Source organism: Pseudomonas koreensis (assembly GCF_012986595.1).
GTDB classification, from domain to species: Bacteria; Pseudomonadota; Gammaproteobacteria; order Pseudomonadales; family Pseudomonadaceae; genus Aquipseudomonas; species Aquipseudomonas koreensis.
The window spans coordinates 505,005-529,428 of record NZ_JAAQYM010000005.1 but is presented as its reverse complement, the minus strand read 5'-3'; the positions used below and the strand labels follow the sequence as shown (position 1 = coordinate 529,428).

Below are 24,424 nucleotides of genomic sequence, written 5' to 3'. Positions count from 1 at the left end.
TCCTACACAGGGATTTGAGGAGATTTTGAGAATGCTGCAAGTCGACAAGCTGCACCAATACTACGGTGGTAGCCACATCCTGCGTGGCCTGAGCTTTGACGTGAAGGTCGGCGAAGTCACCTGCCTGCTTGGCCGTAACGGCGTGGGCAAGACCACCCTGCTCAAATGCCTGATGGGCCTGTTGCCGGCCAAGGAAGGTGCGGTGAACTGGGAGGGCCAACCGATCACCACGCTCAAGCCGCACCAGCGCGTGCACGCTGGTATTGCCTATGTGCCACAGGGCCGGGAAATCTTCGGCCGGCTGACCGTGGAAGAAAACCTGCTGATGGGTCTGTCACGGTTTCCCGGCAGTGAAGCCAAAGAAGTGCCAAGTTTCATCTACGAATTGTTTCCGGTGCTGCTACAAATGAAGCAGCGTCGCGGTGGCGATCTCTCCGGCGGTCAGCAACAGCAACTGGCGATCGGTCGCGCACTGGCCAGCCGCCCGCGCTTGCTGATCCTCGACGAACCCACCGAAGGCATCCAGCCGTCGGTGATCAAGGAGATCGGCGCGGTGATCAAGACACTCGCGGCCCGTGGCGACATGGCGATTTTGCTGGTGGAGCAGTTCTACGACTTCGCCGCCGAACTGGCCGATCAGTATCTGGTGATGTCCCGGGGCGAGATCGTGCAGCAGGGTCGCGGTGAAAATATGGAGGCCGAGGGTGTGCGCGGGCTGGTAACGATCTAGTACAACGAACTAATCTGTAGCTTCCTAACGATAATTACAAACCATGAATTCGACTGTTTCACCTGCCCTGTTTACCCCGAGCTGGCACGCCGAGCTGGAGCTGGCCTACGCGCGCTTCGGCGACTGCACGCGCCCGGTTCAGCGCCGCCATCTCGGTCCGCTGCGGGTGCAAAAGCACCTGTATGCCGAAGGCCCCGAGGTCTGCCAGCACATCATCGTTCACCCACCGGGCGGGATCGCCGGCGGTGACCGGCTGAACATCAGCGCCCGCGTCGAACCAGACGCCTGGGCGCAGATCACCAGCCCCGGCGCGGCCAAGTGGTATCGCGCGGCAGGGCCGGCGTATCAGCGGCTCGACCTGAAAGTGGCGGCCGGCGCGACGCTCGAATGGCTGCCGCAGGAAACCATCGTCTACAGCGCCGCCCAGGCTGAGCTCACCACCGCGATCGAGCTTGAGGGCGATGCACGGCTGTTCTACTGGGACGTGGTGGCGCTGGGTCGCCCGGCCAGTGGCGAGCGCTTCGACCTCGGACATTTCCAGGCGCACCTGGATATTCGCCGCGACGGCCGCTTGCTCTGGCATGAGCGCCAGCGCCTCAGCGGTAATGACGGCCTGCTCGATTCGCCCATTGGCCTGGATGGCCACCCGGTGTTCGCGACCCTGCTGGTGACCGGTGAAATCGACGCCGAACTGCTGGAGCGTTGTCGCTCGCTGGGCCATGAGGTACGCGGCGATCTGACCCAGTTGCCGGGGCTGTTGGTGGCCCGCTGTCTGGCGAACGAGGCACTGCTGGCCCGCGCCTGGCTGATCGACCTGTGGCGCCTGCTGCGCCCGGCCCTGCTCGGCCGCGAGGCCCAGCCACCACGAATCTGGAATACCTGAAATGCATTCCCCCTGTAATCCCGTGTAGGAGCTGCCGCAGGCTGCGATCTTTTGATTTTGATATCCAGAAGCAAGATCAAAAGATCGCAGCCTGCGGCAGCTCCTACACGGTGTACGACTTAACGTTCTTCTGCCGAGATTTGAAAAACAAATGGACCTGACCCCACGCGAAAAAGACAAGCTGTTGATCTTCACCGCCGGCCTCGTCGCCGAGCGCCGACTGGCCCGTGGCGTGAAGCTCAACTACCCGGAAGCCATGGCCTACATTTCCGCCGCACTGCTGGAGGGTGCCCGGGATGGCCAGACCGTGGCCGAGTTGATGCACTACGGCACCACCCTGCTCAGCCGCGAACAAGTGATGGAAGGCATCCCGGAAATGATCCCGGAGATCCAGGTCGAAGCGACGTTCCCCGACGGCACCAAACTGGTCACCGTCCACCAGCCGATCGTCTGAGGCCGCGCCATGACTTACACCATTCGCGATGCCCTGCACGCCGATCTGCCGGCGATCCGCGACATCTACAACGACGCGGTGCTCAACACCACGGCGATCTGGAACGAATCGGCGGTCGATCTCGGCAACCGTCAGGCATGGTTCAGCGCACGCCAGGCTCAGGCCTACCCGATTCTGGTGATCGTCGACGGCGACAATGCAGTGCTCGGCTACGCTTCATTCGGTGACTGGCGGCCGTTCGACGGTTTCCGCCACACCGTCGAGCACTCGGTCTACGTGCGCAGCGACCAGCGCGGCAATGGCCTTGGCCCGCAATTGATGAGCGTGCTGATCGAACGGGCGAAGGCCTGCGACAAGCACGTGATGGTCGCCGCCATTGAGAGTGGCAACGCCGCTTCCATTCGTCTGCACGAACGCGCCGGTTTCAGCATCACCGGGCAAATGCCGCAGGTCGGCACCAAGTTCGGCCGCTGGCTCGACCTGACGTTCATGCAACTGACCCTTAATCCTGGCGCACAGCCGCCGGTCGCCAACAAGGAGTGACACGCGATGAACCCCGCCCAACTGCGACGCGTCAATGCAGAAAGTTTTGCGCACTATCGTCAGGGCCTGATTGACCTGCTGCTGGATGCCGTGGGCTATGGCGCCAGCGTCGGCTTCATGGCCGACCTCGATGCCGCGCAGGCCCGCGCCTATTTCGATGAGGTGCAGCAACAAGTGAACAAGGGCAGCGTGTTGCTCTGGGTGGTGGTCAAGGATGAACAGGTGCAGGCCAGTGTGCAGTTGGGCCTGTGCCAGAAGGCCAACGGCCTCAATCGCGCCGAAGTGCAAAAACTGCTGGTGCGCGAACAGGCGCGCCGGCGCGGCCTCGGTCAACAACTGATGACTGCGCTGGAGCTCGAAGCGGCCAAGCACAAGCGCGGCATGCTCTACCTCGACACCGAGGCCGGCTCCCCCGCCGAAGATTTCTATAAAGCCCTGGGTTACACCCGCGCCGGGGAAATCCCCGACTACGCCTGCGACCCTCACGGCACTTATCGACCGACCGCCCTCTACTACAAGATTCTGCAAGGAGCCCGGCCATGATTCCCGGCCAGTACCAGATCCAGCCCGGCGACATCGAGCTGAATGTCGGCCGCCGCACCGTCAGCCTGAAAGTCGCCAACAGTGGCGACCGGCCGATCCAGGTCGGCTCGCACTACCACTTTTTCGAAACCAATGACGCGCTGACCTTTGACCGCGCCGCCAGCCGCGGCATGCGCCTGAACATCCCGGCCGGCACCGCCGTGCGCTTCGAGCCGGGGCAGAGCCGCGAGGTCGAGCTGGTGGAGTACGCCGGGCTTCGGCGGGTGTTCGGGTTTGCCGGGCGGGTCATGGGTGATCTCGACTGAGACGCACACAAGCCTGTGGCGAGGGAGCTTGCTCCCGCTTGAGTGCGTAGCACTCGCAAACCCGGGGACGCGGTGTGTATGAAAGAAATTATTGGCAGGTTGTGGGGCTGCTGCGCAGCCCAGCGGGAGCAAGCTCCCTCGCCACAATACATTTGTGCAAGGAATTGAAATGAAGATTTCCCGGCAAGCCTACGCCGACATGTTCGGCCCCACCGTCGGCGACAAGGTACGCCTGGCGGACACCGAGCTGTGGATCGAAGTCGAAAAGGACTTCACCACCTACGGCGAAGAAGTGAAATTCGGCGGCGGCAAAGTCATCCGTGACGGCCAGGGTCAGAGCCAGCTGCTCGCCGCCGAAGTGGTCGACACCCTGATCACCAACGCGCTGATCATCGACCACTGGGGCATCGTCAAAGCCGACGTCGGCCTCAAGGACGGGCGCATCGCCGCGATCGGCAAGGCCGGCAACCCGGACGTGCAGCCCAACGTGACCATCGCCATCGGCGCCAGCACCGAAGTGATCGCCGGTGAAGGCATGATCCTCACCGCGGGCGGCATCGACACCCACATCCACTTCATCTGCCCGCAGCAGATCGAAGAAGCGCTGATGAGCGGCGTCACCACCATGATCGGCGGCGGCACGGGACCTGCCACCGGCACCAACGCCACCACCTGCACCTCCGGGCCGTGGCACCTGGCGCGCATGCTCCAGGCCGCTGATGCCTTCCCGATGAACATCGGCCTCACCGGCAAGGGCAACGCCAGCCTGCCGGAGCCGCTGATCGAACAGGTCAAGGCCGGGGCCATCGGCCTCAAGTTGCATGAAGACTGGGGCACCACCCCGGCGAGCATCGACAACTGCCTGAGCGTCGCCGACCAGTACGACGTGCAGGTGGCGATCCACACCGACACCCTCAACGAGTCTGGTTTTGTCGAAACCACCCTCGGTGCGTTCAAGGGCCGCACCATCCACACCTATCACACCGAAGGTGCCGGTGGCGGGCATGCGCCGGACATCATCAAGGCCTGCGGCTTCCCTAACGTATTGCCGAGCTCGACCAACCCGACCCGGCCGTTCACCCGCAACACCATCGACGAACACCTCGACATGCTGATGGTCTGCCACCACCTCGACCCGAGCATCGCCGAAGACGTGGCGTTTGCCGAAAGCCGCATCCGCCGCGAGACGATTGCCGCTGAAGACATCCTTCACGACCTTGGCGCCTTCTCGATGATCAGCTCCGACAGCCAGGCCATGGGCCGCGTCGGCGAAGTCATCACGCGCACCTGGCAGACCGCCGACAAGATGAAAAAACAGCGCGGCCCGCTACCGCAGGATGGCGAAGGCAACGACAACTTCCGCGCCAAACGCTACATCGCCAAGTACACCATCAACCCGGCAATCACCCACGGCATCAGCCACGAGGTAGGATCGATCGAAGTCGGTAAATGGGCGGATCTGGTGCTCTGGCGTCCGGCGTTTTTCGGCGTGAAACCGACGCTGATTCTCAAGGGCGGCGCGATTGCCGCCAGCCTGATGGGCGATGCCAACGCTTCGATTCCGACCCCGCAACCGGTGCACTACCGCCCCATGTTCGCCAGCTACGGCGGCTCACTGCACGCCACCAGCCTGACCTTCATCAGCCAGGCGGCACACGAGGCCGGGTTGCCCGAAGCGCTGGGGCTGAAGAAGAAAATCGGCGTGGTCAAAGGCTGCCGCGAGGTGCAGAAAACCGACCTGATCCACAACGACTATCTGCCGAACATCGACGTCGATCCGCAGACCTATCAGGTCAAGGCCGACGGCGTGCTGCTGTGGTGCGAACCGGCGGAAACCCTGCCCATGGCCCAGCGTTATTTCCTGTTCTGACGCAGCCGACACGCGGTAAAAAGGCCCCGGGCCGTGCCTTGCGCACCGTCTCGGGGCCTTTTTCGTGGCGGTATCAAACCACTGCACAAACGGTCGTGTATTTCTCGTCAAAGGGTCTACTATTCGATTCGCTCCACCTCTTTTCAGGAACTGCCCATGCGTCTATCCGAGTTCATCCTGGCCAATATCGAGCCTATCGTCGATGAGTGGGAACAGTTCGCCGCGACCATCACGCCGGCCGCCGACTATCTGGACTCCACGGCCCTGCGCGATCACGCCAGCGCCATCCTGCGGGCTGCCGCCCGTGACATGAACAAGCCGCAAACCCCTGCTGAGCAAGCCGCCAAAGCCAAAGGCGAAGGCCCGGAAAAGACGCCGAGCCTTGACGAAGCCGGCGCCAGCCATGGCGAGCTGCGCCACACCGTGGGGTTTGATCTGGTGCAGATGACCAGCGAGTTCCGTCATCTGCGCGCCTGCGTCATCCGTCTGTGGGTCGACAGCCTCGAATCGCCGGACAAGGCCTATTTCCAGGACATGATCCGTTTCAACGAAGCCATCGACGAAGCGCTCGCCGAATCGACCGCCGCCTATGCCGAACAGGTCAACCGCTCGCGGGACATCTTCCTCGCGATCCTCGGCCATGACCTGCGCGCGCCCCTGCAGGCGGTGAGCATGTCCACCGAACTGTTGCTGCGCAAATCCAGCCTCGAGGGCGATGCCCTGGCCTGCGCCCTGCACATCAAGCGTGGCGCGCGACACATGGCGTCGATGGTCGGTGACTTGCTCGAGCTGGTGCGCAGTCGCCTGGGCCGCAGCTTGCCGATCGAGCCGGTGCCGATGGACATGGCCAACGCTGCACGGGCGGCAATCGCCGAGGCTTGTGCCGGCAACCCCCAGTACCATCCGACGCTGACGGTCGAGGGTGATACCCAAGGCACCTGGGACGCCGGCAGGATCGATCAACTTCTGCAAAACCTGATCGGCAATGCCTTGCAGCACGGCGCGAACCAGCGCGAGGTGAACATCCACCTCGGTGGCAACGTCGATAACGTCTGCCTGACGGTGCATAACTTCGGCACACCGATTCCCGAAGAGGCAATCGGCACGATCTTCGACCCGCTGGTACGCAGCGCCGACGAAGAGCTCGGGCAGCCGTCGACCAGCCTCGGGCTGGGCCTGTTCATCGTCAAGGAAGTGGTGAACGCCCATGGCGGGACGATCGAAGTCAGCTCGAGCGAGACTGACGGGACATTGTTCAGTGTGGTGTTGCCGAGAAAGGTTTAAGTAGGGAAATCTGCGGTGAATTTATCGCTGGCAAGCCAGCTCCCACATTTGATCGCATTGCCCTGTGGGAGCTGGCTTGCAAGCGATGAGGCCGGCCAATACCACCAAGAACCTATTCGACCACCAAGCGTCCCAACCGCTGACGCAGCATGCGGTTCTCGGCCCGTAGCGCCTGCACTTCTTCCAGCAGATTCAACGCCAGCGCCACCCCCTCCCACTCCAGCTCCAGTTCGCGCCGCAACTTGGCGGCGCGCTTGGCCAGACTCAGTTCGTAGTCGGTGAAACGCCATTCCCGGGGCTGCGCGCCCTGAGGTTCGAGTATGCCGTGTTCGACGATTTCGATCACGTAGACGTCCGACAGATCGGCCGCCTCACAGAATTCTGCCAAGTCCAGTAGAACGATCAGGGGGCTGCTCATGATGGGCTACTCCGTCGTCGGATTCAGAAGTTCTCGCGCGGATTGAAGGCGGCTTTCTTCGCCAGTTCCTGCCACAGCGCCTTGACCTCGTCGTCCGAGGTTTTCGGCATCACGGCCTTGAGCTGCACGAACAGGTAACCGCGTTCACCCGCCTTGTTTTTCAGACCATGACCCTTGGCACGCATGCGCTGGCCGTTCTGGCTACCGGCCGGAACCTTGAGGTTGATCTTGCCGGTCAGGGTCGGCACGGCCACCTCGGTGCCCAGGGCCAGTTCCCATGGCGCCAGCGGCAGGGTGATGATCAGGTTTTCGCCTTCGACATCGAATTTCGGGTGCGGCGCGAAGCGAATGGTCAGGTACAGATCACCATTGGCCCCGCCACCGATGCCCGGCGCGCCTTGGCCCTTGAGGCGGATGCGCTCGCCGTCGGTCACGCCTGCCGGGATCTTCACGTTCAGGCTTTTGCTGGTGTTGCTGACGTGCTGACCGTTGGCGTTGTATTGCGGCACCTGAAAGGTGACCTTCTTCGATTCATTCGAGAGCGTTTCCTCGAGGAAGATCGGCAGTTCCATTTCCACGTCTTGCCCTCGGCGCCCTGCACTGCGTTGTTGCCGACCTTCGCCACCACCGAAACCGGGGCCGCGATTGCCGAAGATCGAACTGAAGAAGTCCGAGAAGTCGCCGGTGTCACCACCGCCGCCAAAACCGCCACGGCTCTGCCAGCCCGGTGGCCCCTGGAACGGCTGACCGTGCTGGCCGTAGCGGCGCAGCTCGTCGTATTCGGCGCGTTTGTCAGCGCTTTTCAGCGCTTCATAGGCTTCCGAGGCGTCCTTGAACTTGGCCTCGGCATCCTTTTCCTTGCTGACATCGGGGTGGTATTTGCGCGCCAGCTTGCGATAGGCCGCCTTGATCGCCTTGTCGTCCGCTGTCGGCTCCACGCCGAGTATCTTGTAATAGTCTTTGAAGTCCATCGAAGGAATCACCATCCGTTATCGATTTCGCGCCGCCTGCAGCATGCGCCTGTTTGCGCGTGCCGGGTTGACCGATCTCAAGGTTGTGACCGGGTGGCGCAGCAGAAGTTTATCGGCAGTGGACGACGGTTCTTGCGACCGCCGGTATGTCTGCCGGCCCATGCCAGCAAGTTTGGGGCGAAGCTGCGACTTTCAAGAAGCTTAGTCGTGAAATAGCAGATGACCGGCCTTCGAATCTGTCGCGCACTGACATACACTGCGCGGCCGTTTTTTGACCGGATCCCGAAAGACATGAACAACGCCTCTCCAGCCCGTGCCTGCGGCATCGACTTCGGCACCTCCAACTCCACCGTCGGCTGGCTGCGCCCCGGCATGGAAACGATGATCGCGCTGGAAGACGACAAGATCACCCTGCCGTCGGTGGTCTTCTTCAACATCGAGGAGCGCCGCCCGGTTTACGGTCGTCTGGCGCTGCACGAGTACCTGGAAGGCTACGAAGGCCGGCTGATGCGCTCGCTCAAAAGCCTGCTGGGTTCCAAGCTGATCAAGCACGACACCAGCGTCCTCGGCACCGCGATGCCGTTCAAGGACCTGCTGGGGCTGTTCATCGGCCAACTCAAGAGCCGCGCCGAAACCGCCGCCGGTCGGGAGTTCGAGCAAGTGGTCCTGGGGCGCCCGGTGTTTTTCGTCGATGACGATCCGCTGGCCGACCAGGAAGCCGAAGACACCCTGGTCGAAGTGGCACGCAAGCTCGGCTTCAAGGACGTGTCGTTCCAGTACGAGCCGATTGCCGCCGCATTCGACTATGAGTCGACCATCGAAAAAGAAGAGCTGGTGCTGATTGTCGACATCGGCGGTGGTACGTCCGACTTCTCGCTGGTGCGCCTGTCGCCCGAGCGTCGCGGCATGGACAACCGCCACGATGACATCCTCGCCACCGGCGGCGTGCACATCGGCGGTACCGATTTCGACAAACAGCTGAGCCTGCAAGGCCTGATGCCGTTGTTCGGCTACGGCAGCCGCATGAAGAGCGGTGCCTACATGCCGACCAGCCACCACATGAACCTGGCGACCTGGCACACCATCAACTCGGTGTATTCGCAGAAGTCGACCCTGGCGTTGGGCAGCATGCGCTACGACATCGAGGACACTGGCGGCATCGACCGCCTGTTCAAACTGATCGAACAGCGCGCCGGGCACTGGCTGGCGATGGAAGTGGAAGAAACCAAGATCCAGCTGACCCACGCCGACAGCCGCCATGTGCCGCTGGACCGAATCGAGCCAGGCTTGAGCGTGGAGCTGAGCCGCGCCCTGTTCGAATCGTCCATCGACGCCCTGCTGGAGCGCGTGCGCGGCAGCGTCACGCAGCTGTTGAACGATGCCAACGTGTCAGTGGCTCAGGTCGATACGGTGTTCTTCACCGGCGGTTCCAGCGGCATCCCGGCCTTGCGCAACAGTGTCTCGGCGATGCTGCCGAACGCACGACATGTCGAAGGGAATATCTTTGGCAGCATTGGTAGCGGTTTGGCGATTGAAGCGATGAAGCGTTACGGCGCAATGGCCTGATACACAACCTGTAATGGTCTGATCACACATCTTGTGGCGAGGGAGCTTGCTCCCGCTGGACTGCGCAGCAGGCCCAGACTTTTGATTCAGCCCCAGCGGGAGCAAGCTCCCTCGCCACAGTGGACGCCCTACACCATCCCGCCCAGCTTCAACTCACTCTTCAGATACGCGTAATAAATCGGCCCTGCCACCACCCCCGGCAGGCCGAACGCGGCTTCGAACACCAACATCGCCAGCAGCAACTCCCACGACTTGGCACTGATCTGCCCGCCGACGATGCGCGCGTTGAGGAAGTATTCGAGCTTGTGGATAAAAATCAGGTAACCCAGCGCCGCCACCGCCACCCAGATCGACAGCGACAGGCCGACGATGGTGATCAGCGTGTTCGACATCAGGTTGCCGATCACCGGCAGCAGGCCGAGCAGGAAGGTCAGGACGATCAGGGTCTTGGTCAGCGGCAGCTTGATGCCGAACAGCGGCAAGACCACCACCAGGAAAATCGCGGTGAAGAACGTGTTCAGCAGGGAAATCTTGATCTGCGCGAAGACGATGTTGCGAAAGGCTTGAACCACCAGGTGCAGGCGGTCGAACAGGGCGGCGGCCAGCGGTTTGCGTTTGGTCAGATCCGGCACTCGCTGCAAGGCGATGATCGCGCCGAGGACCATGCCGATCAGCAAGGTGACGAACATGTGCGCGGCGTCCTTGCCCACCAGTTGCAGCTCGGACAGGTGCTTGCTCGCCCATTCGCCGATGGCCACGCGAAATTCCGCAGCACTGGCCGGCAGGTAGGCATCGAGAAACGGCGGCAGTTGCCCGCGCGCGCGGTCGACCACGCCCATGAATTTGTCGAGCGAGGCGCCGGGATTTTCTGCTTCGTGCAGCAGGAAACTGATAGCCCCGGCAAAGATCAGCGCCAGCACACTGACCACCAGGGTGCCCAGCAGCGCCACCGCCAGCCAGCGCGCACGCCGACCTTCGATCAATCGTTGCAGTTGCGGGGTGAGCATGTTGACCAGTTCGAACACCAGCAAACCGGCCAGCAGGCTGGGCAACAAGCGCAGCGGCAATGCCAGCAGCAAACCGCCGCCAATGATGATGCAACTGACCCAGAACACAACATGACGCTCAGAAAACGTTGGCATACAGCCTCAAAACGAACGGCGTAAAAGGATTGGCAGTCTGCCAGCGTTCAGGGGAGAGCACTAGGGATATGCAGGGACCTTGTCGCGCTCATTGGCCCCTTCGCGAGCAGGCTCGCTCCCACAAGGGGTATGCATTTCAATGTGGGAGCGAGCCTGCTCGCGAAGAGGCCGGCCCGTTCACCACAAATCCTTGCTGATTACTTTTTCTTCAGGCAATCACTCATGAACGTCTTGCGCGCATCGCCGGTCAGGGCTTTGGTTTTCGCGTCGGCGTTGCAGGTCTTCATTTTTTCCTGCTGCGGGGTCAGCACTTTGGCGTCATTGGCGGCCGGCGCGGCCTTGAGGCAGGTGCTCATGAAAGTCTTGCGCTCGTCGCCCTTGAGGCTCTTGGCGGTAGCGTCGGCATTGCAGGTGGTCATTTTGTTCTGTTGCGCCGTGGCGGCGAAACCCTGGGAACACAGGAGCAGACCGATCATCAACAAAGGGACACGCAACATCTTCATGGAGTTTTCTCCTTGTCGCCGCACCGATGGATGCGGCCTCTGCTGGAGTGTAGCCAAATCTTGTTACACCTTCCTGCCTTCGAGATGGCTGCGCCGATACTGTTCCGGCGTACACCCGGCCTGGCGAGCAAACATGGCGATGAAGGCCGAACCACTGCTGTAACCCAGATCAAAAGCGATTTCCTGCACGCTCTTCGTACTTTCCAGCGCCTCGATCGCGGCCAGATAACGCAGACGCTGACGCCATTCGCCAAAACTCATCCCCAGTTCGCGCACGAATTGCCGGGCCAGGGTGCGCTCGCTGACGTGCACCTGCGCCGCCCAGTGCGCCAGCGGCTGGTTATTTCCCGGATCGGCCTGCAACGCATCGAGGATCGCCAGCAACCCGGGGTGGCTGGCGTACGGCAGGTAGCATTCATGCACCGGCGCCTGTTGCAGTTGATCGACCAGCACCTGGGCCAGACGCTGGTCGGCATCCAGTTCGGGGATTTTCACGTCGCGGGCGGCGAAGTCCTTGAGGATCGCCTTGAGGATGTCACTGATCGCCAGCGTGCAGGCGCGCGCCGGCAGATCGGCGCAGACCTTGGGGTCGAGGCACACCGCGCGATAGTTGACCGGTTGGTGGCTGTAAAAACTGTGCTCGACCTGCGGCGGCACCCACACCGCGTATTGCGGCGGCGACATGAAACGGCTGCCGTCGACGTCCATGTGCAGCACGCCGTGGGCCGCGTACTCCAGCGTGCCCCAAGGATGACGGTGCGGCGCGGCGTATTCATGGGCGTTGAAGTCGGCGTAGCGGAAGTACACCGTTGACGGCAGTTCGCTGAAATCCAGCAGATCGATGTGTTTACTGTTCATGCTGTCCGGTTACAGAGGCAGGTTGTCCGGTTCGCAGTATAGGGCTGCATTCAGACAGGGGATAATCACCGTTCATCAACGTTCTGGTTTTAATTCATGCAATACGCGTTTCCCCTGTTGGCGATTTTCATCTGGGCCGGCAACACCGTGATCAACAAACTGGCGGTCGGGGCGATCTTCCCCGCGGAGATCGGTTTCTATCGCTGGCTGCTGGCCGGGCTGCTGTTCACCCCGTTCATGCTCAAGGCGGTGATCGCGCACTGGCCGCAGATCCGCCCGAACCTGGGCAAGATCTTCGTCCTCGGCGTGCTGGGCATGGCGGTCTATCAAAGCCTGGCCTACTTCGCCGCGACCCTGACCACCGCGACCAACATGGGCATCATTCTGTCGCTGATGCCATTGATGTCGCTGGCCATGGCAATCATCAGCCTCGGCCAGCGTCTGACCGCCGGCGCTTTGTTCGGCGCGGTGCTGTCGTTCGCCGGCGTGCTGGTGGTGGTCTCGTCGGGCAGCCTCGGTGCGCTGCTGCAGCATGGGGTGAATCTGGGTGACGCGATGATGCTGATCGCCACCCTCGCCTACGCGATCTACAGCACCTTGCTGAAAAAGTGGCAGCTGCGTTTGCCGCCGCTGGTGTTGTTGTACCTGCAGGTGCTGGTGGCGATTGTGGTGCTGTTTCCGCTGTACGCCGCCTCGCCGAAGACCGGCCTGACCGTGCAGAACATTCCGCTGGTGCTGTACGCGTGCCTGCTGGCCTCGATGCTCGCGCCGCTGGCCTGGATGCAAGCGGTGCAGCGTCTGGGGCCGAGCCGGACGACGTTGTTCTTCAACTTGCTGCCGTTGATTACCGCGCTGATTGCGGCGGTGGTGTTGAAGGAAGAGTTGGCGATGTATCACCTGGTGGGCGGGGTGCTGACGTTGGGCGGGGTGATTCTGTCCGAGCGTTGGACCACGGTGTTGGGCCGTCGGATCAGCGTTGCCTGACGAATTCCTGTGGCGAGGGAGCTTGCTCCCGCTGGGGCGCGAAGCGGCCCCTTTTTAAAGGCCGGGGCCTGCTGCGCAGTCCAGCGGGAGCAAGCTCCCTCGCCACAAAAGCAGGTTAAAGCCCGGCAGCCTTGAGCCGCGCGGCATGCTCGACAAACAGCCGCACCGGGTCCGCGCCTTTGCCCACCAGCCCCAGCGACTGGTTGACGATGTCGAAGTGATCCAGCGGATAGTCGTCGCCAATCACCGTGCCCAGGTGCGAGCTGTAGCGCCCGACCATCCCGTCGCACTGCCCCGGCTCTCGCACAAAGGTTTTCGCGAACAGGCGGCAGCTGCGATGGGTGCCGTCGAACAGGTTGCCGCCACGATCGGTCTTGCCCGGCTGCAACGTCCCCGACCATGAGTAATAGCGCACGCCGTTGACCTCTTCCGGTCCGTGTCCGCCCCAGGTCTCGGGCAAGCCCTGTGGATAACGCTGATTGAACAGCGCCACGCCCTCACGGGTCAGCGATTGATGGGAAGCGTGGATATCCACCGGCAGTTTCGGCCCGTGGTAGCCGGTTTCCAGCAGCGCCATCAGCCAGCCGATAAAACGCAGCAGCGCCTCGAGCAGACGGCCCTTGGCGCTGTTCGCCGGGTAGTGTTGTTGCAGATAGTCGGCCAGCTCCGAACCGTGATTGGGCCCGGCCACCGAGGTCACCGACGCGACCAGGTCCGGCCGCTTGGCGGCGGCATAGCGGGCGGTCAGTGAACCCTGGCTGTGGCCAAACAGGTTGACCTTGGCGGCGCCGGTCTCGCGCAATATCTCGTCGATGCGCGCCAGCAATTGCTCGCCGCGCACCTCGCTGGAATTGAGCGGCGACACCTGCACCGCGATCACCGTTGCACCACCGCGGCGCAAGGCCTTGATGATCCCGTACCAGTACGGGTACAGCAGCAGCCGGATAAACCCGAGCATGCCCGGCACCAGCACCAGTGGATAACGTGTCGCCGTACCTTGTGACATGGGCAAACATCCTTGTGGTCGTAAGTGGATGCCAGACGTGCAAAACGCCCGCCAAGCATCCTCCTTGATGATGACAACTCCACCATCAGCCTACTTCAGGCCCACCACCCCCGCCACAATCAGCCAGGCCTTCTAGAACGCCCGGGCGAGGTCGAGCAAGCGCTGCTCGGCCTCGGCCAGCGACACCGCGAAAGTGCGCTCGGCCGATTCTTCGCCCTCGGCCGCGACCACGCTGACGTCGTTGATGCCGATAAAGCCCAGCGCGGTGCGCAGCCATGGGTCGGCGTGGTTCAGTGCTTCCAGTTCACCGCCGGGGCCGAAGCCGAAACCGCCGCGACTGGTGACGATCAGCGCTTTCTTACCCTGCAGCAGCGGGGTGTACTGGGCCACGCCGTTGTCCAGGGTGTGGTCGAACGTCAGGCCCAGGCGCACGATCTGATCGACCCAGGCCTTGAGGCCGCTGGGCACGCTGAAGTTGTACATCGGCGTGGAAATCAGCAGCAGGTCATGCTCGAACAACTCACCGACCAGTTGATCGCTGAGCGCCAGATCGGCCTGCATCGACAACGGACGGGCTTGGGGTTCCGGGTAAAACGCTGCCGCCACGAACGCCTCGTTGACCGCTGGAATCAGCGCCCGTCCGACTTCGCGGCGGGTGACCAGAGCCTGCGGTTGACGCGCTTGCCAGGCGCTGAGAAAACTTTCCGCCAGGCGCCGTGAGTGCGAACGGTCACCGCGTGGGCTGGCATGAATCGCAAGAATCTTGCTCATCTGAAACTCCTTTGAGACTGGACTTTTCGGGGTGCTTGGCGCCACATTGCCGCTGGCTTGCCGTCGTCTCAAATGAGCAAAAATCAGTCGGGATGAATTAATTTCATCCATGGAGCTATCAATGTTCGCCTCATTGCCGCTGACCGCCCTGCGCGCCTTCGAATCCGCTTCGCGCCTGCTGAGTTTCAAAGCCGCCGCCGAAGAGTTGTCGGTCACCCCCACGGCGATTTCGCATCAGATACGCGCGCTGGAAGACTGGCTCGGTGTGGCGCTGTTCGAACGCTTGCCGCGTCAGGTGCGTCTGACCGAGGGCGGTGAGCGGCTGTTTCGCAGCCTGCACGGCGCGCTGCTGGAAGTGGCGCAAAGCGTCGACACCCTGCGTCCGCAACGCAGTGGCAGCAGCCTGACACTGTCGACCACCGCCGCGTTCGCCGCGCTGTGGCTGGTGCCGCGCCTCGGGCGTTTTTACACCCGGCACCCGAACATCAATGTGCGCCTGGATACCCACTGTGAAGTCATCGACCTGCATCAGGACGCCAGCGTCGATCTGGTGCTGCGCTACAGCCTCGACGACTACCCCAATCTCTACGGTTTGTGCCTGTTCGATGAGTCGTTCGGCGTGTACGGCTCGCCGGAGCAGGTGGCACTGGCCGCCCGGCGCACGCCGGCGCTGATCAGCGTGCACTGGCACAACTCCAGGCTCTATGCCCATGGCTGGGAAGCGTGGTGCGCCAGGTCCGGCGAGCAGTGGCTGAGCCAGCAACCCGCGATCCGCGAATACGACGAGGAGCATTACGCCCTGCAGGCCGCGATTGCCGGGCAAGGCCTGGTGCTGGCGAGCAATATTCTGGTCTCGCAAAGCGTCGCCAGCGGTTTGCTGGTGCCATACAAGGGCGAGGTGCAGGTCGATGGCGCCGGTTACAGCGCACTTTGCGTGCCGGGACGGGAGCGGCATCCGCCAGTGCGGGCTTTCTTTGCCTGGTTGCAGGAGGAGGCCGTGTTGTCCGGGCTGACGCCAAGATCGCAGGCTTCGCCCGCGCCTGCCGGGGAATCAGCGTAAAACCGATAAAACTTTTTGCATCGCGCAGGACTCACAACCTGGGTAGGCAATCACGTCAGTAGAGCGTGGCGCCAATCGGATTAGCCTCCAGGAGACTGAAATGAGTGACATGCATTTATCTGATGTAAAAACCCTGCGCGAGCGCGCACGGCAACACGTCGAGAACGGCGCGGTAACCGAGAGCTACAGCGCCAACCGTGAGGAAGTGCTGCGCTTGCTCAATGAATCGCTGGCCACCGAGCTGGTCTGCGTACTGCGCTACAAGCGTCATTACTTCATGGCCAACGGCCTGAAGGCCCACGTGGCCGCCGAGGAATTTCTCGAACACGCCACTCAGGAAGCAGAACACGCCGACCGTCTGGCCGAGCGCATTGTGCAACTGGGCGGCGAGCCGGAGTTCAACCCGGACCTGCTGTCGAAAATGTCCCACGCCCAGTACGTGGCCGGGAACACCCTGAAAGAAATGGTCTACGAAGACTTGGTGGCCGAACGGATCGCCATCGACAGCTACCGCGAAATCATTCAATACATCGGCGATAAAGACCCGACCACCCGACGCATCTTCGAAGACATCCTGGCACAGGAAGAAGAGCATGCGGATGACATGGCCGACATCCTGCAAGACCTCTAAGCCGTTCAAAACCGCCTTCGCGAGCAAGCTCGCGAAGGCGCCGTAGCAGAAGCAAAAAGATCGCAGCCTGCGGCAGCTCCTACAGGAAAATGCATTCCTCTGCAGGAGCTGCCGCAGGCTGCGATCTTTTGCTCTTGGCTTTATTTGGTTGGTTTGACGGTCACTGGAGCCTTGCCGGCCTTCATCTGTTGCAGCAACGGCGCACACTGATTCGGTTCACCACCGCTTGGTGCCACCAGCGCCAGCAGCCCTGCCGCCGGTGCGGCAATCACGCCCAACGCAACCATCCCCGCCCCGCGCAGCATCAGCGGCACGGCTTTCACGCCCGCGTCCGGTTTGATGAACTTGCCGCGCACGTACAACGGTGAACGCAGCGAGATCAGACGCCAGCCCTTGGATTCCGGCGTTACGGTCAGGTCCAGTTGCTCGGTGGCCATGTTCGCCGTGCCATCGATATAGATGATCGCGTTCTCGGTATCGAACACAAACAGCCGCGTGGTCGCCAGGCCGGTCTTGATGTCGAAGTCCGCCGCCGCGCAGTTGATCTTCACTTCCTTGTCGCCAAAGATCTTGCCGATCACATAGTTGCCGACGTTGAGCCCCGCCAGTTCCATCAGCTCACGGCTGATCGCGCCGTCGTTGATCAGCATCTTCAGGTTGCCATTGGCGCCGCCGAGCAGCTTGGCCACCGAGTTGCCGCGACCGCTGATATCGGCATCGCCATTGAGCTCACCGAAACTGGTTTTCATCGGTTCGAAGGTCGGGAACAGCTCCTTGAGCTTGAATTTGCGGGCGGTCAGTCTGGCCCGGCCTTCCAGCGGTTCGGTGCGGCCATTGAGGCGGATCTGCGCGTCCAGATTGCCGCCAGCCACGCCGAAGCGCAGCGGCTCGAGGCTGAGTTCGCCGTCGTTGAGCTTCAGGTGGGTGTAGAGGTCGTTGAACGGCAGTTTTTCGCTGTGCACGATGCGCTTGCCGGTGAACTCGACATCGGCGTCCATCGCGCGCCAGCGGTCGGTCTTGAACTCTTCGACCGGCAGCACTTTGTCGGTCGGCTGTTTGCTCTCGCCGCCGCGGGCCTTTTGCTTGTCATTGGAGTCGGCACCGATCAACGGCGCGAGGTCGGCGAACAGCAGTTGGTTGGACAGCAGCGCGCCACTCAGCTTGGGCCGTGGCTGGCTGGCGACGTAGGTCAGATCACCGTGAATGTCGCTGCTGCCGATCTTGCCGTTGAACTGCTCATAGGTGAATTTCGCCCCAGCAGCGTCATGCAGCTTGGCAATCAGGTGACCGTCGGTGGAATACGGCGGCGTGTCCGGCAGGGTCACGCCGGTCAGTGGATAGAGGTTACCGAGGCTGGCGCCGGCCAGCTTCAGACGCAGATCGAGGGCGCCGAGGTTGAGCGGGTCGGTCAAGGTGCCGGCCAGTTCAATGCTGGTGGCGCCGATCTTCGCCTGGGCCTGCAGCGGGAACGGCTTGTTCGCATCCTGCAGCGCCAGCAGCCCGCCGATCTTGCCCTGGCCGGTGAGATTCTGGCCGTGATACTGGCCTTTGACCTTCAGCGCGAACGCATAGTCCTGCGGCGCGGCGCCCTTGTCCTGCGCAGTCTTCGCGGCTTTGTCACCGACGATCTCGTTGAACGGAATCGGTTTGCCCAGCGGATCGATCACCACGTCGAGGTTGGTCTTGAGCGTCTGATCATCCAGCGTGACGTGGCCCTTGTCGAAGCCAATCGCCCCGATGTCCACCACCCAGTTGGACGGCTCGGCGTTCGGGTCCTTCGGATCGAACTTGAAGGTCCAGTTGGCGCGGCCGTCGGCCAGGCGTTGCAGCTGTGCATTGGGTTCAGTCAGGTCGATACGCGGGATCGTCACTCGTTGCGCCAGCAGCGCCAGCGGCGAGATGCGCAGTTCCACGCGCTTGAGCGTGACCATCTGCGGTTGTTTCGACCAGTCCGGATTGCCCAGCGTCAAGTCTTCAGCCACTACATGCGGCCATGGCACCCAGGCCCGCCAGCCGCCCTCATCCGGCTCGCGCTGCCAGATCACCGCGAGGTTGCCGTTAATGGCAAACGGTCGATGCAGTTCTTCCGAGACTTTGGCGTTGAGCGGCGGTTTGATCCGGTTCCAGTCGAAGAACACGATGATCAGAACCAGCACCGCCAGCAGCAGTACGAGGATGGCGAAGGTCCAACTGAAGATTTTCCCGGTGCGCGTCATGCACAAGACTCCTGATGACGACCGCACGCCGACTTCGCGACGCACAGCTGAAACGACGGGCCAAAGCGGCCCTCATGAATTCTACGACTGGCAAACAGTGCGCAGGTTTAATCGGAATATAGATTCCACGGCAAAAAATCGCCCGAATGCTGACCGATCGGTCGAAGTGCGTTACCGCCACCCGCACATTTGCGAGGCGCGAGTGAGTCGAAAATACCCACTGCGGTGCAAAACCACCGCCCGCAAACGCCCGAGCTAGAGCGCCTCGGCAGAACAATCAATTCTGTTGATTATTACCATTGCGTTTATGAACTTTTATATCGACTTATCGAGAGTAGCATTGGCTTCGTACCCACTTTATCGCCCTCCCAAGGAGCAACCCATCATGAAACGCCAATTACTGCTCAGCCTTACCCTGTCGATGCTAGCCAGCACTGCTTTCGCCCTGCCCGCTGCCGAACAGGCTACCCCACAAGTGAAATCCAGCCACTCGGTATTCAGCCAGACTGTGGCGGCCGACGGCAGCGACCGTACCCCACAAGGTCAGACCCTGGCTGAAAACGGCCGTAATCGTCTGGAAGAGAAAGGTCTGGTTGAAGATGGCTACGACAAGACTCCACAAGGTCAAGCTGTAGCTGAAGGCGGCCGTGATCGCCTGGAAGAGAAAGGTCTGGTTGAAGACGGCTATGACAAAACCCCACAGGGTCAGACTCTGGCTTCCGATGGCTACGACAAAACCCCACAAGGTCAGACTCTGGCTTCCGATGGCAGCGATCGCACTCCACAAGGCCAAACCCTTGCTGAAGGTGGTGGTGACCGTGTGATCGAACGCAACAGCGCTTTGAGCTAAGCCCGTGGCGGCCTGGAAAAAAAGCCCAATCACCCGATTGGGCTTTTGACTTTTTCAGCCCCGAGACACACCGCAAGACTGGATTTCCCTCTGCTGACTTTCCCCTGCCGTTCGACGCCAGCAAAGCCGATTTGCTAGAGTGCGGCGCTTGTCCCGCTCAAGAAAACGCCTTTGCGATGCTGCCCCGCGCCGAACAGAAACAACAGACCCGCAACGCCCTGATGGACGCTGCCCGCCACTTGATGGAAAGCGGCCGAGGATTCGGCAGCCTGAGCCTGCGTGAAGTGACCAAGACCGCCGGCATCGTGCCGACCGGTTTCTATCGGCATTTCGCCGACATGGACGAACTCGGTCTGGTGCTGGTCAGTGAAGTCGGCCAGACCTTTCGCGAGACCATCCGCCTGGTGCGCCACAACGAATTCGTCATGGGCGGCATCATCGATGCCTCCGTACGGATCTTCCTCGACGTGGTCAGCGCCAACCGTTCGCAATTTTTGTTTCTCGCCCGCGAGCAATACGGCGGCTCGCAGCCGGTGCGCCAGGCGATCGGCCGTCTGCGCGAGAACATCAGCGCCGACCTCGCGGCTGACCTGACGCTGATGCCCAAGCTGCAACATCTGGACGCTGCCGGCCTCAGCGTGATCGCCGACCTGATCGTCAAATCGGTGTTCGCCACCCTGCCGGACATCATCGACCCGCCCGCCGAAGCCCTGCCCGAACATCTGACGCCGCAGGCGAAGATCACCCAGCAGTTGCGCTTCATCTTTATCGGCCTCAAGCACTGGCAAGGGCTGGGCAGTACCGAGTAAAGATCAAAAAGATCGCAGCCTTCGCAGCTCCTACACCCATTCCCTGTAGGAGCTGCCGAAGGCTGCGATCTTTTTTTATAAGCCACAAATTGGTGCATGTAAAAATCTTCACGCACCAAAATCTTCCAAAATCCCGCAACATCTTGAAACATCCACTACGCTCCGACAGGGATTTCCTACATCTCGGCCGGTTGGCAAGCCACTTGCTCTAGCCCTCACTACAAGTCCATTGCTGGAAGCTTTCCGATGCTGGTGATTCACCGCAGAATCGACCCTCAACCTGTCTGGTCCGCCGAGTTGCACCTGACCTTCGAAGCGCGGAGCAAGAGCCGCCTGCGCTGTTTCAGTGCCGATGGCGAAGACGTCGGGTTGTTTCTGGAGCGCGGCCAGGCGCCGTTATATGACGGCGAATGCCTGCAGGCCGAAGACGGCCGCATCGTTCGCGTCTGCGCCCGCCCCGAGCAACTGCTGCACGTCACCTGCGCCAATGCCTTCGAACTGACCCGAGCCGCCTATCACCTGGGCAACCGCCACGTTGCCCTGCAAGTGGGCGATGGCTGGCTGCGCCTGCTCGACGACTATGTGCTCAAGGCCATGCTCGAGCAGCTCGGCGCGCAGGTCGAAGCGATTGAAGCACCGTTCCAGCCGGAACACGGTGCCTACGGCGGCGGCCATCATCATTCGCGGCACGGCGACGAAGACTTCAACTACGCGCCGAAACTCCACCAGTTCGGCGTCCGCCTGTGAATCCGGCCTGGGCGCTGCTGCGCCTGGCCAGTCCGCAATTGCCGATTGGCGGCTACAGCTATTCGCAAGGCCTGGAAATGGCGGTGGATAACGGCCGCGTAAACAACCCGGACAGCGCTCGGCGCTGGATCAGCGATCAGTTGCTGCTCAACCTTGCGCGTTTCGAGGCGCCGCTGTTGCTCGCCCATTGTCAGGCGGCGGTTGACGACAACTGGGATGAGCTGCTGCGCATCTGCGAAAGCCACCGCGCCAGCCGCGAAACCCGTGAGTTGCATCTGGAGAGCCGGCAGATGGGTTACTCGCTGCAGCAGTTGCTCAACGGTTTGCCGGAACTCGACGCGCCGGCCCGTAACTTTCTCGAGCAATGCGCCGAACCGCATCTGGCCCTCGGCTGGGCATTGGCTGCCCGCGCCTGGGGCATCATCCCGCAGGACGCCCTCGCCGCGTGGCTGTGGAGCTGGCTGGAAAACCAGCTCGCCGTACTGATGAAAACCCTGCCGCTGGGCCAGCAAGCCGCCCAGCGCCTGACCAGCGAACTGCTGCCGCTGCTGCAACAGGCGCAGCAGGACGCCAGCCGAATCAATCCCGAACACATCGGCAGCGCCGCGTTCGGCCTGTCCCTGGCGTGCATGGCGCATGAGCGCCAGTACAGCCGTCTGTTCCGTTCCTAGGGCCTGTCATCTTGGAGAAGCACATGAACACACAACCCCTGCGCGTCGGCATCGGCGGCCCGGTCGGTTCCGGCAAGACCGCATTGACCCTGGCCCTGTGCCTGGCGCTGCGCGATCGCTACAACCTGGCCGTCGTTACCAACGACATTTATACCCGCGAAGACGCCGACTTTCTGGTGCGCAACCAAGCACTGGCCCCGGAACGCATCATCGGCGTGGAAACCGGTGGCTGCCCGCACACGGCGATCCGCGAAGACGCCTCGATCAACCTCGAAGCGGTGGACCAACTGAACCGGCGCTTTCCGGGGCTGGACCTGATTCTGGTGGAGTCTGGCGGCGACAACCTGTCGGCGACCTTCAGCCCGGAGCTGTCGGACCTGACCATTTACGTTATCGACGTCTCGGCCGGCGACAAGCTGCCACGCAAGGGCGGGCCGGGGATCTGCAAGTCCGACCTGCTGGTGATCAACAAGATCGACCTGGCGCCGCTGGTCGGCGCCTCGCTGGAAATGATGGATAGCGACACCCGACGCATGCGCAACGGCAAGCCCTTCGTCTTCAGCAACCAGAAGACCGGCCAGGGCCTGGAAGAAATCATCGCCTTCATCGAACGCCAGGGCCTGCTGAACGCCGCCTGACTTATTGACCAACAAGGAAGCTTATCCATGACACTCAAACGTATTTTCGGCGCCGTGGCGCTGCTGCTGACCCCGGCACTCGCCTTCGCCCACCCGGGCCACGGCGACAGCGGTCTGGTCGCCGGTATCAGCCACCCGATCGGCGGCCTCGACCACTTGCTGGCGATGATTGCCGTCGGTTTGTGGGCGGCGCAGCAGCAAGGCGCTGCACGTTGGGCGCTGCCGTGCACGTTTGTCGGCACCATGCTGATCGGCGGCATGCTCGGCTTTGAGGGGCTGGAGCTGCCGGCGCTGGAAAGCGGGATCGCCGCCTCTGTGCTGGCGCTGGGCCTGGCGGTGGCACTGGCGGTGCGTCCGCCGCTGCTGATGGCGGTGGCCGCGACGGCGCTGTTTGCGCTGTTCCATGGCGTGGCGCATGGTCTGGAGCTGCCGGACATGAGCAGCCCGTGGGCGTATGCCGCCGGCTTCGTGGCGGCGACGGCTGCACTGCATGCGGCGGGTTATGCGGTGGTTCGTTTTCTGCCTCAGGCTGCTGCGCCTCTGGTGCGTGTGGCGGGTGCCGCTTCGGCTGTGACTGGCGCGTGGTTGCTGGCCGGTTGATTCTCTAGCGCCTGCCACTGGCCTCTTCGCGAGCAGGCTCGCTCCCACAGGTTTTGTGTACGCTGCAAATCCACTGTGGGAGCGAGCCTGCTCGCGAAGGCGGACTGACAGACTCCGCGTCTCTAAGGCCCGCCGCTCTGCTACCATGTCGCGCAATCGCCCCAGCCGTGACGACGTCCGCCAATGCCCCATGCTTCCCGCTGCACCTCCCTGCCCGAATTGACCGCCCTGTTCAGCGACGTGCAACAGCACTTTCTGAACGTGATCGTGCCGCTCTGGCAAGGCCCGGGCTGGAACGCCGACATGGCGCTGCCCTACGAAGCACTGGACGCCGCCCACAAGCCACTGCCGCCACAACGCTATCGGGCAATGGCCTGCGCACGGCAGCTGTACCTGTTTTCCAGCCTGATCGGGGTTGTGGATAACGCCGAGATCCGCGCCGCCGCACTGTTCCGTTCGCTGCAACGGCACTTTCATGATGCCGAGCACGGCGGCTGGTTCTACAGCATCGATGCCGACGGCAAGCCGCTGGATCAGCGCAAAGACCTCTACACCCACGCCTTCATCCTGTTCGCCTGCGCTCATTACTGGGCCAAGTCCCGCGAGCCGCTGGTGGAATCCACGCTCAACGCCGCACTGGAAGTCATCGCCCGGCGCTTCGCCACCGGTGACGGCTTGTACGAAGCGTGCCTGGACCGCGACTGGATCACCCTGCAAACCGGTCCGCTGCAGAACCCGCTGATGCACCTGGCCGAAGCCTTCCTCGCCACCCTCGCCGTGCGCGAAGATGCCCAGACACAGCAAGCGTTGCTGGAGTTATGCACAGCCATGCACAAGCACTTCGTCGATCCGCAACACGGCGTGCTGATGGAGAAACCGTTGGGGGCTGTGGATAACTGGTACGAGCCGGGGCATCAGTTCGAATGGTATTTCCTGCTGCAATCGTCACCGCTACTGCGCGGTTCGAAACTGCACGCGGCATTGGACCGGGCCTTCGCTTTCACCGAACAGTTCGGCGTGGTCGAGTCGACCGGCGCGGTGCGGGCGATGCTTGATCTGGAACTGGATGGACGACCGAAGGATTCGACTCAGCGCATCTGGGCGCAGGCAGAATACCTGCGCGCCCTGACCTTGCGCCCGGGCAGCGAAGCGGTAGTGCTGCGCCAGTTGCAGGCGCTGCAACAGCGGTTTCTGCATGGCGGTGGCTGGTATGAGTGCCGGGATGAACAGGGTGAGGTGAGCCGCAAGGACATGCCTTCTACCACGCCGTACCATTTGGCGACTTGTTACAGCGGATTGGCTGAATACCTAAGCTGATCTGATGGCAAATGGGATTACTGTGGTGAGGGGATTTATCCCCGATGGGCTGCG

At 62.1% G+C, this 24,424-nt stretch carries 27 protein-coding genes; 19 read left to right on the top strand and 8 right to left on the bottom strand.

All coding sequences use genetic code 11. The annotated features are described in order from the left end of the window. Positions 1-31 precede the first annotated feature (31 nt). The 8 genes from urtE to HBN98_RS18215 all read left to right on the top strand — a co-directional run bounded on the left by urtE (position 32) and on the right by HBN98_RS18215 (position 6,612). Positions 32-730: an urea ABC transporter ATP-binding subunit UrtE gene (urtE, locus tag HBN98_RS18250; protein WP_083367154.1), complete on the top strand. Its 699-nt coding sequence runs from the start codon at positions 32-34 to the stop codon at positions 728-730. 43 nt (positions 731-773) lie between these two features. Beyond that, positions 774-1,613, top strand: coding sequence for an urease accessory protein UreD (locus HBN98_RS18245; RefSeq protein ID WP_083367155.1), 840 nt, complete (start codon positions 774-776; stop codon positions 1,611-1,613). 151 nt (positions 1,614-1,764) lie between these two features. Further along, a complete protein-coding gene (gene ureA, locus HBN98_RS18240) occupies positions 1,765-2,067 on the top strand; it encodes an urease subunit gamma (protein WP_003221215.1) in 303 nt (100 codons plus the stop codon). A gap of 9 nt (positions 2,068-2,076) precedes the next feature. After that, a complete protein-coding gene (locus tag HBN98_RS18235) occupies positions 2,077-2,610 on the top strand; it encodes a GNAT family N-acetyltransferase (protein WP_064585751.1) in 534 nt (177 codons plus the stop codon). Between the two features lie 6 nt (positions 2,611-2,616). Beyond that, on the top strand, positions 2,617-3,153 hold the full coding sequence (locus HBN98_RS18230) for a GNAT family N-acetyltransferase (RefSeq protein ID WP_083367156.1): 537 nt from the start codon (positions 2,617-2,619) through the stop codon (positions 3,151-3,153). After that, positions 3,150-3,458, top strand: a complete 309-nt coding sequence (locus HBN98_RS18225) for an urease subunit beta (protein ID WP_064585749.1) — start codon at positions 3,150-3,152, stop codon at positions 3,456-3,458. Before HBN98_RS18230 ends, HBN98_RS18225 begins: the two co-directional genes overlap by 4 nt. A 169-nt stretch (positions 3,459-3,627) precedes the next feature. Continuing rightward, positions 3,628-5,328 carry an urease subunit alpha gene (ureC, locus tag HBN98_RS18220; RefSeq protein ID WP_064585748.1) on the top strand — a complete coding sequence of 567 codons (1,701 nt, stop codon included), beginning with the start codon at positions 3,628-3,630 and terminating at the stop codon, positions 5,326-5,328. Positions 5,329-5,484: 156 nt separating this feature from the next. Further along, on the top strand, positions 5,485-6,612 hold the full coding sequence (locus tag HBN98_RS18215) for a sensor histidine kinase (protein WP_083367157.1): 1,128 nt from the start codon (positions 5,485-5,487) through the stop codon (positions 6,610-6,612). 112 nt (positions 6,613-6,724) lie between these two features. Here HBN98_RS18215 and HBN98_RS18210 read toward each other — a convergent pair whose 3' ends face one another. Together HBN98_RS18210 and HBN98_RS18205 are read right to left on the bottom strand one after the other, a co-directional pair. Continuing rightward, positions 6,725-7,030: a chaperone modulator CbpM gene (locus tag HBN98_RS18210; RefSeq protein WP_064585746.1), complete on the bottom strand. Its 306-nt coding sequence runs from the start codon at positions 7,028-7,030 to the stop codon at positions 6,725-6,727. A gap of 23 nt (positions 7,031-7,053) precedes the next feature. Further along, the gene (locus tag HBN98_RS18205) at positions 7,054-8,001 is read right to left on the bottom strand and encodes a DnaJ C-terminal domain-containing protein (protein WP_064589945.1); all 948 of its coding nucleotides are present in this window, start codon (positions 7,999-8,001) and stop codon (positions 7,054-7,056) included. Positions 8,002-8,292: 291 nt separating this feature from the next. On the opposite strand from HBN98_RS18205, the gene HBN98_RS18200 reads away from it, so the two are divergent. Beyond that, positions 8,293-9,567 carry an Hsp70 family protein gene (locus tag HBN98_RS18200; protein ID WP_064585745.1) on the top strand — a complete coding sequence of 425 codons (1,275 nt, stop codon included), beginning with the start codon at positions 8,293-8,295 and terminating at the stop codon, positions 9,565-9,567. Between the two features lie 128 nt (positions 9,568-9,695). Here HBN98_RS18200 and HBN98_RS18195 read toward each other — a convergent pair whose 3' ends face one another. The 3 genes from HBN98_RS18195 to HBN98_RS18185 form a co-directional block, all read right to left on the bottom strand. Further along, positions 9,696-10,709 (bottom strand): AI-2E family transporter, encoded by a 1,014-nt coding sequence (locus tag HBN98_RS18195; protein WP_064585744.1) that lies wholly within the window; start codon positions 10,707-10,709, stop codon positions 9,696-9,698. Positions 10,710-10,906: 197 nt separating this feature from the next. Beyond that, positions 10,907-11,212: a PsiF family protein gene (locus tag HBN98_RS18190; protein WP_003221193.1), complete on the bottom strand. Its 306-nt coding sequence runs from the start codon at positions 11,210-11,212 to the stop codon at positions 10,907-10,909. A 63-nt stretch (positions 11,213-11,275) separates the two neighbouring features. Then, entirely contained in the window at positions 11,276-12,070 is a 795-nt protein-coding gene (locus HBN98_RS18185; protein WP_064585743.1) for an AraC family transcriptional regulator, read from the bottom strand. A gap of 96 nt (positions 12,071-12,166) precedes the next feature. On the opposite strand from HBN98_RS18185, the gene HBN98_RS18180 reads away from it, so the two are divergent. Then, positions 12,167-13,054, top strand: a complete 888-nt coding sequence (locus HBN98_RS18180; protein WP_064585742.1) for a DMT family transporter — start codon at positions 12,167-12,169, stop codon at positions 13,052-13,054. 115 nt (positions 13,055-13,169) lie between these two features. On the opposite strand, the gene HBN98_RS18175 is transcribed toward HBN98_RS18180, so the two are convergent. Further along, a complete protein-coding gene (locus HBN98_RS18175; RefSeq protein ID WP_083367158.1) occupies positions 13,170-14,060 on the bottom strand; it encodes an esterase/lipase family protein in 891 nt (296 codons plus the stop codon). A 132-nt stretch (positions 14,061-14,192) separates the two neighbouring features. Continuing rightward, the gene (locus tag HBN98_RS18170) at positions 14,193-14,831 is read right to left on the bottom strand and encodes an FMN-dependent NADH-azoreductase (protein WP_083367159.1); all 639 of its coding nucleotides are present in this window, start codon (positions 14,829-14,831) and stop codon (positions 14,193-14,195) included. A 109-nt stretch (positions 14,832-14,940) separates the two neighbouring features. On the opposite strand from HBN98_RS18170, the gene HBN98_RS18165 reads away from it, so the two are divergent. Together HBN98_RS18165 and HBN98_RS18160 are read left to right on the top strand one after the other, a co-directional pair. Continuing rightward, complete coding sequence (locus HBN98_RS18165; RefSeq protein WP_229754991.1) at positions 14,941-15,891, top strand: LysR substrate-binding domain-containing protein; 951 nt, start codon at positions 14,941-14,943, stop codon at positions 15,889-15,891. Positions 15,892-15,991: 100 nt separating this feature from the next. Then, positions 15,992-16,522, top strand: coding sequence for a ferritin-like domain-containing protein (locus HBN98_RS18160; RefSeq protein ID WP_064585738.1), 531 nt, complete (start codon positions 15,992-15,994; stop codon positions 16,520-16,522). Positions 16,523-16,662: 140 nt separating this feature from the next. On the opposite strand, the gene HBN98_RS18155 is transcribed toward HBN98_RS18160, so the two are convergent. Further along, a complete protein-coding gene (locus HBN98_RS18155) occupies positions 16,663-18,738 on the bottom strand; it encodes an AsmA family protein (RefSeq protein WP_064585737.1) in 2,076 nt (691 codons plus the stop codon). A gap of 385 nt (positions 18,739-19,123) precedes the next feature. Between HBN98_RS18155 and HBN98_RS18150 the strand changes: the two genes are divergently transcribed. From HBN98_RS18150 to HBN98_RS18120, 7 genes are all read left to right on the top strand, one after another. Further along, positions 19,124-19,588, top strand: coding sequence for a hypothetical protein (locus HBN98_RS18150; protein WP_083367161.1), 465 nt, complete (start codon positions 19,124-19,126; stop codon positions 19,586-19,588). A 176-nt stretch (positions 19,589-19,764) separates the two neighbouring features. Continuing rightward, positions 19,765-20,397 (top strand): TetR family transcriptional regulator, encoded by a 633-nt coding sequence (locus tag HBN98_RS18145; protein ID WP_027613541.1) that lies wholly within the window; start codon positions 19,765-19,767, stop codon positions 20,395-20,397. Positions 20,398-20,643: 246 nt separating this feature from the next. Continuing rightward, positions 20,644-21,144, top strand: coding sequence for an urease accessory protein UreE (gene ureE / locus HBN98_RS18140; protein ID WP_003221180.1), 501 nt, complete (start codon positions 20,644-20,646; stop codon positions 21,142-21,144). Beyond that, entirely contained in the window at positions 21,141-21,815 is a 675-nt protein-coding gene (locus HBN98_RS18135) for an urease accessory protein UreF (protein ID WP_083367162.1), read from the top strand. Before ureE ends, HBN98_RS18135 begins: the two co-directional genes overlap by 4 nt. A gap of 23 nt (positions 21,816-21,838) precedes the next feature. Further along, positions 21,839-22,453, top strand: a complete 615-nt coding sequence (gene ureG, locus HBN98_RS18130; RefSeq protein WP_064585734.1) for an urease accessory protein UreG — start codon at positions 21,839-21,841, stop codon at positions 22,451-22,453. A gap of 27 nt (positions 22,454-22,480) precedes the next feature. After that, on the top strand, positions 22,481-23,053 hold the full coding sequence (locus HBN98_RS18125; protein ID WP_064585733.1) for a HupE/UreJ family protein: 573 nt from the start codon (positions 22,481-22,483) through the stop codon (positions 23,051-23,053). Between the two features lie 183 nt (positions 23,054-23,236). Next, positions 23,237-24,370 carry an AGE family epimerase/isomerase gene (locus tag HBN98_RS18120; RefSeq protein WP_083367163.1) on the top strand — a complete coding sequence of 378 codons (1,134 nt, stop codon included), beginning with the start codon at positions 23,237-23,239 and terminating at the stop codon, positions 24,368-24,370. Positions 24,371-24,424 lie beyond the last annotated feature (54 nt).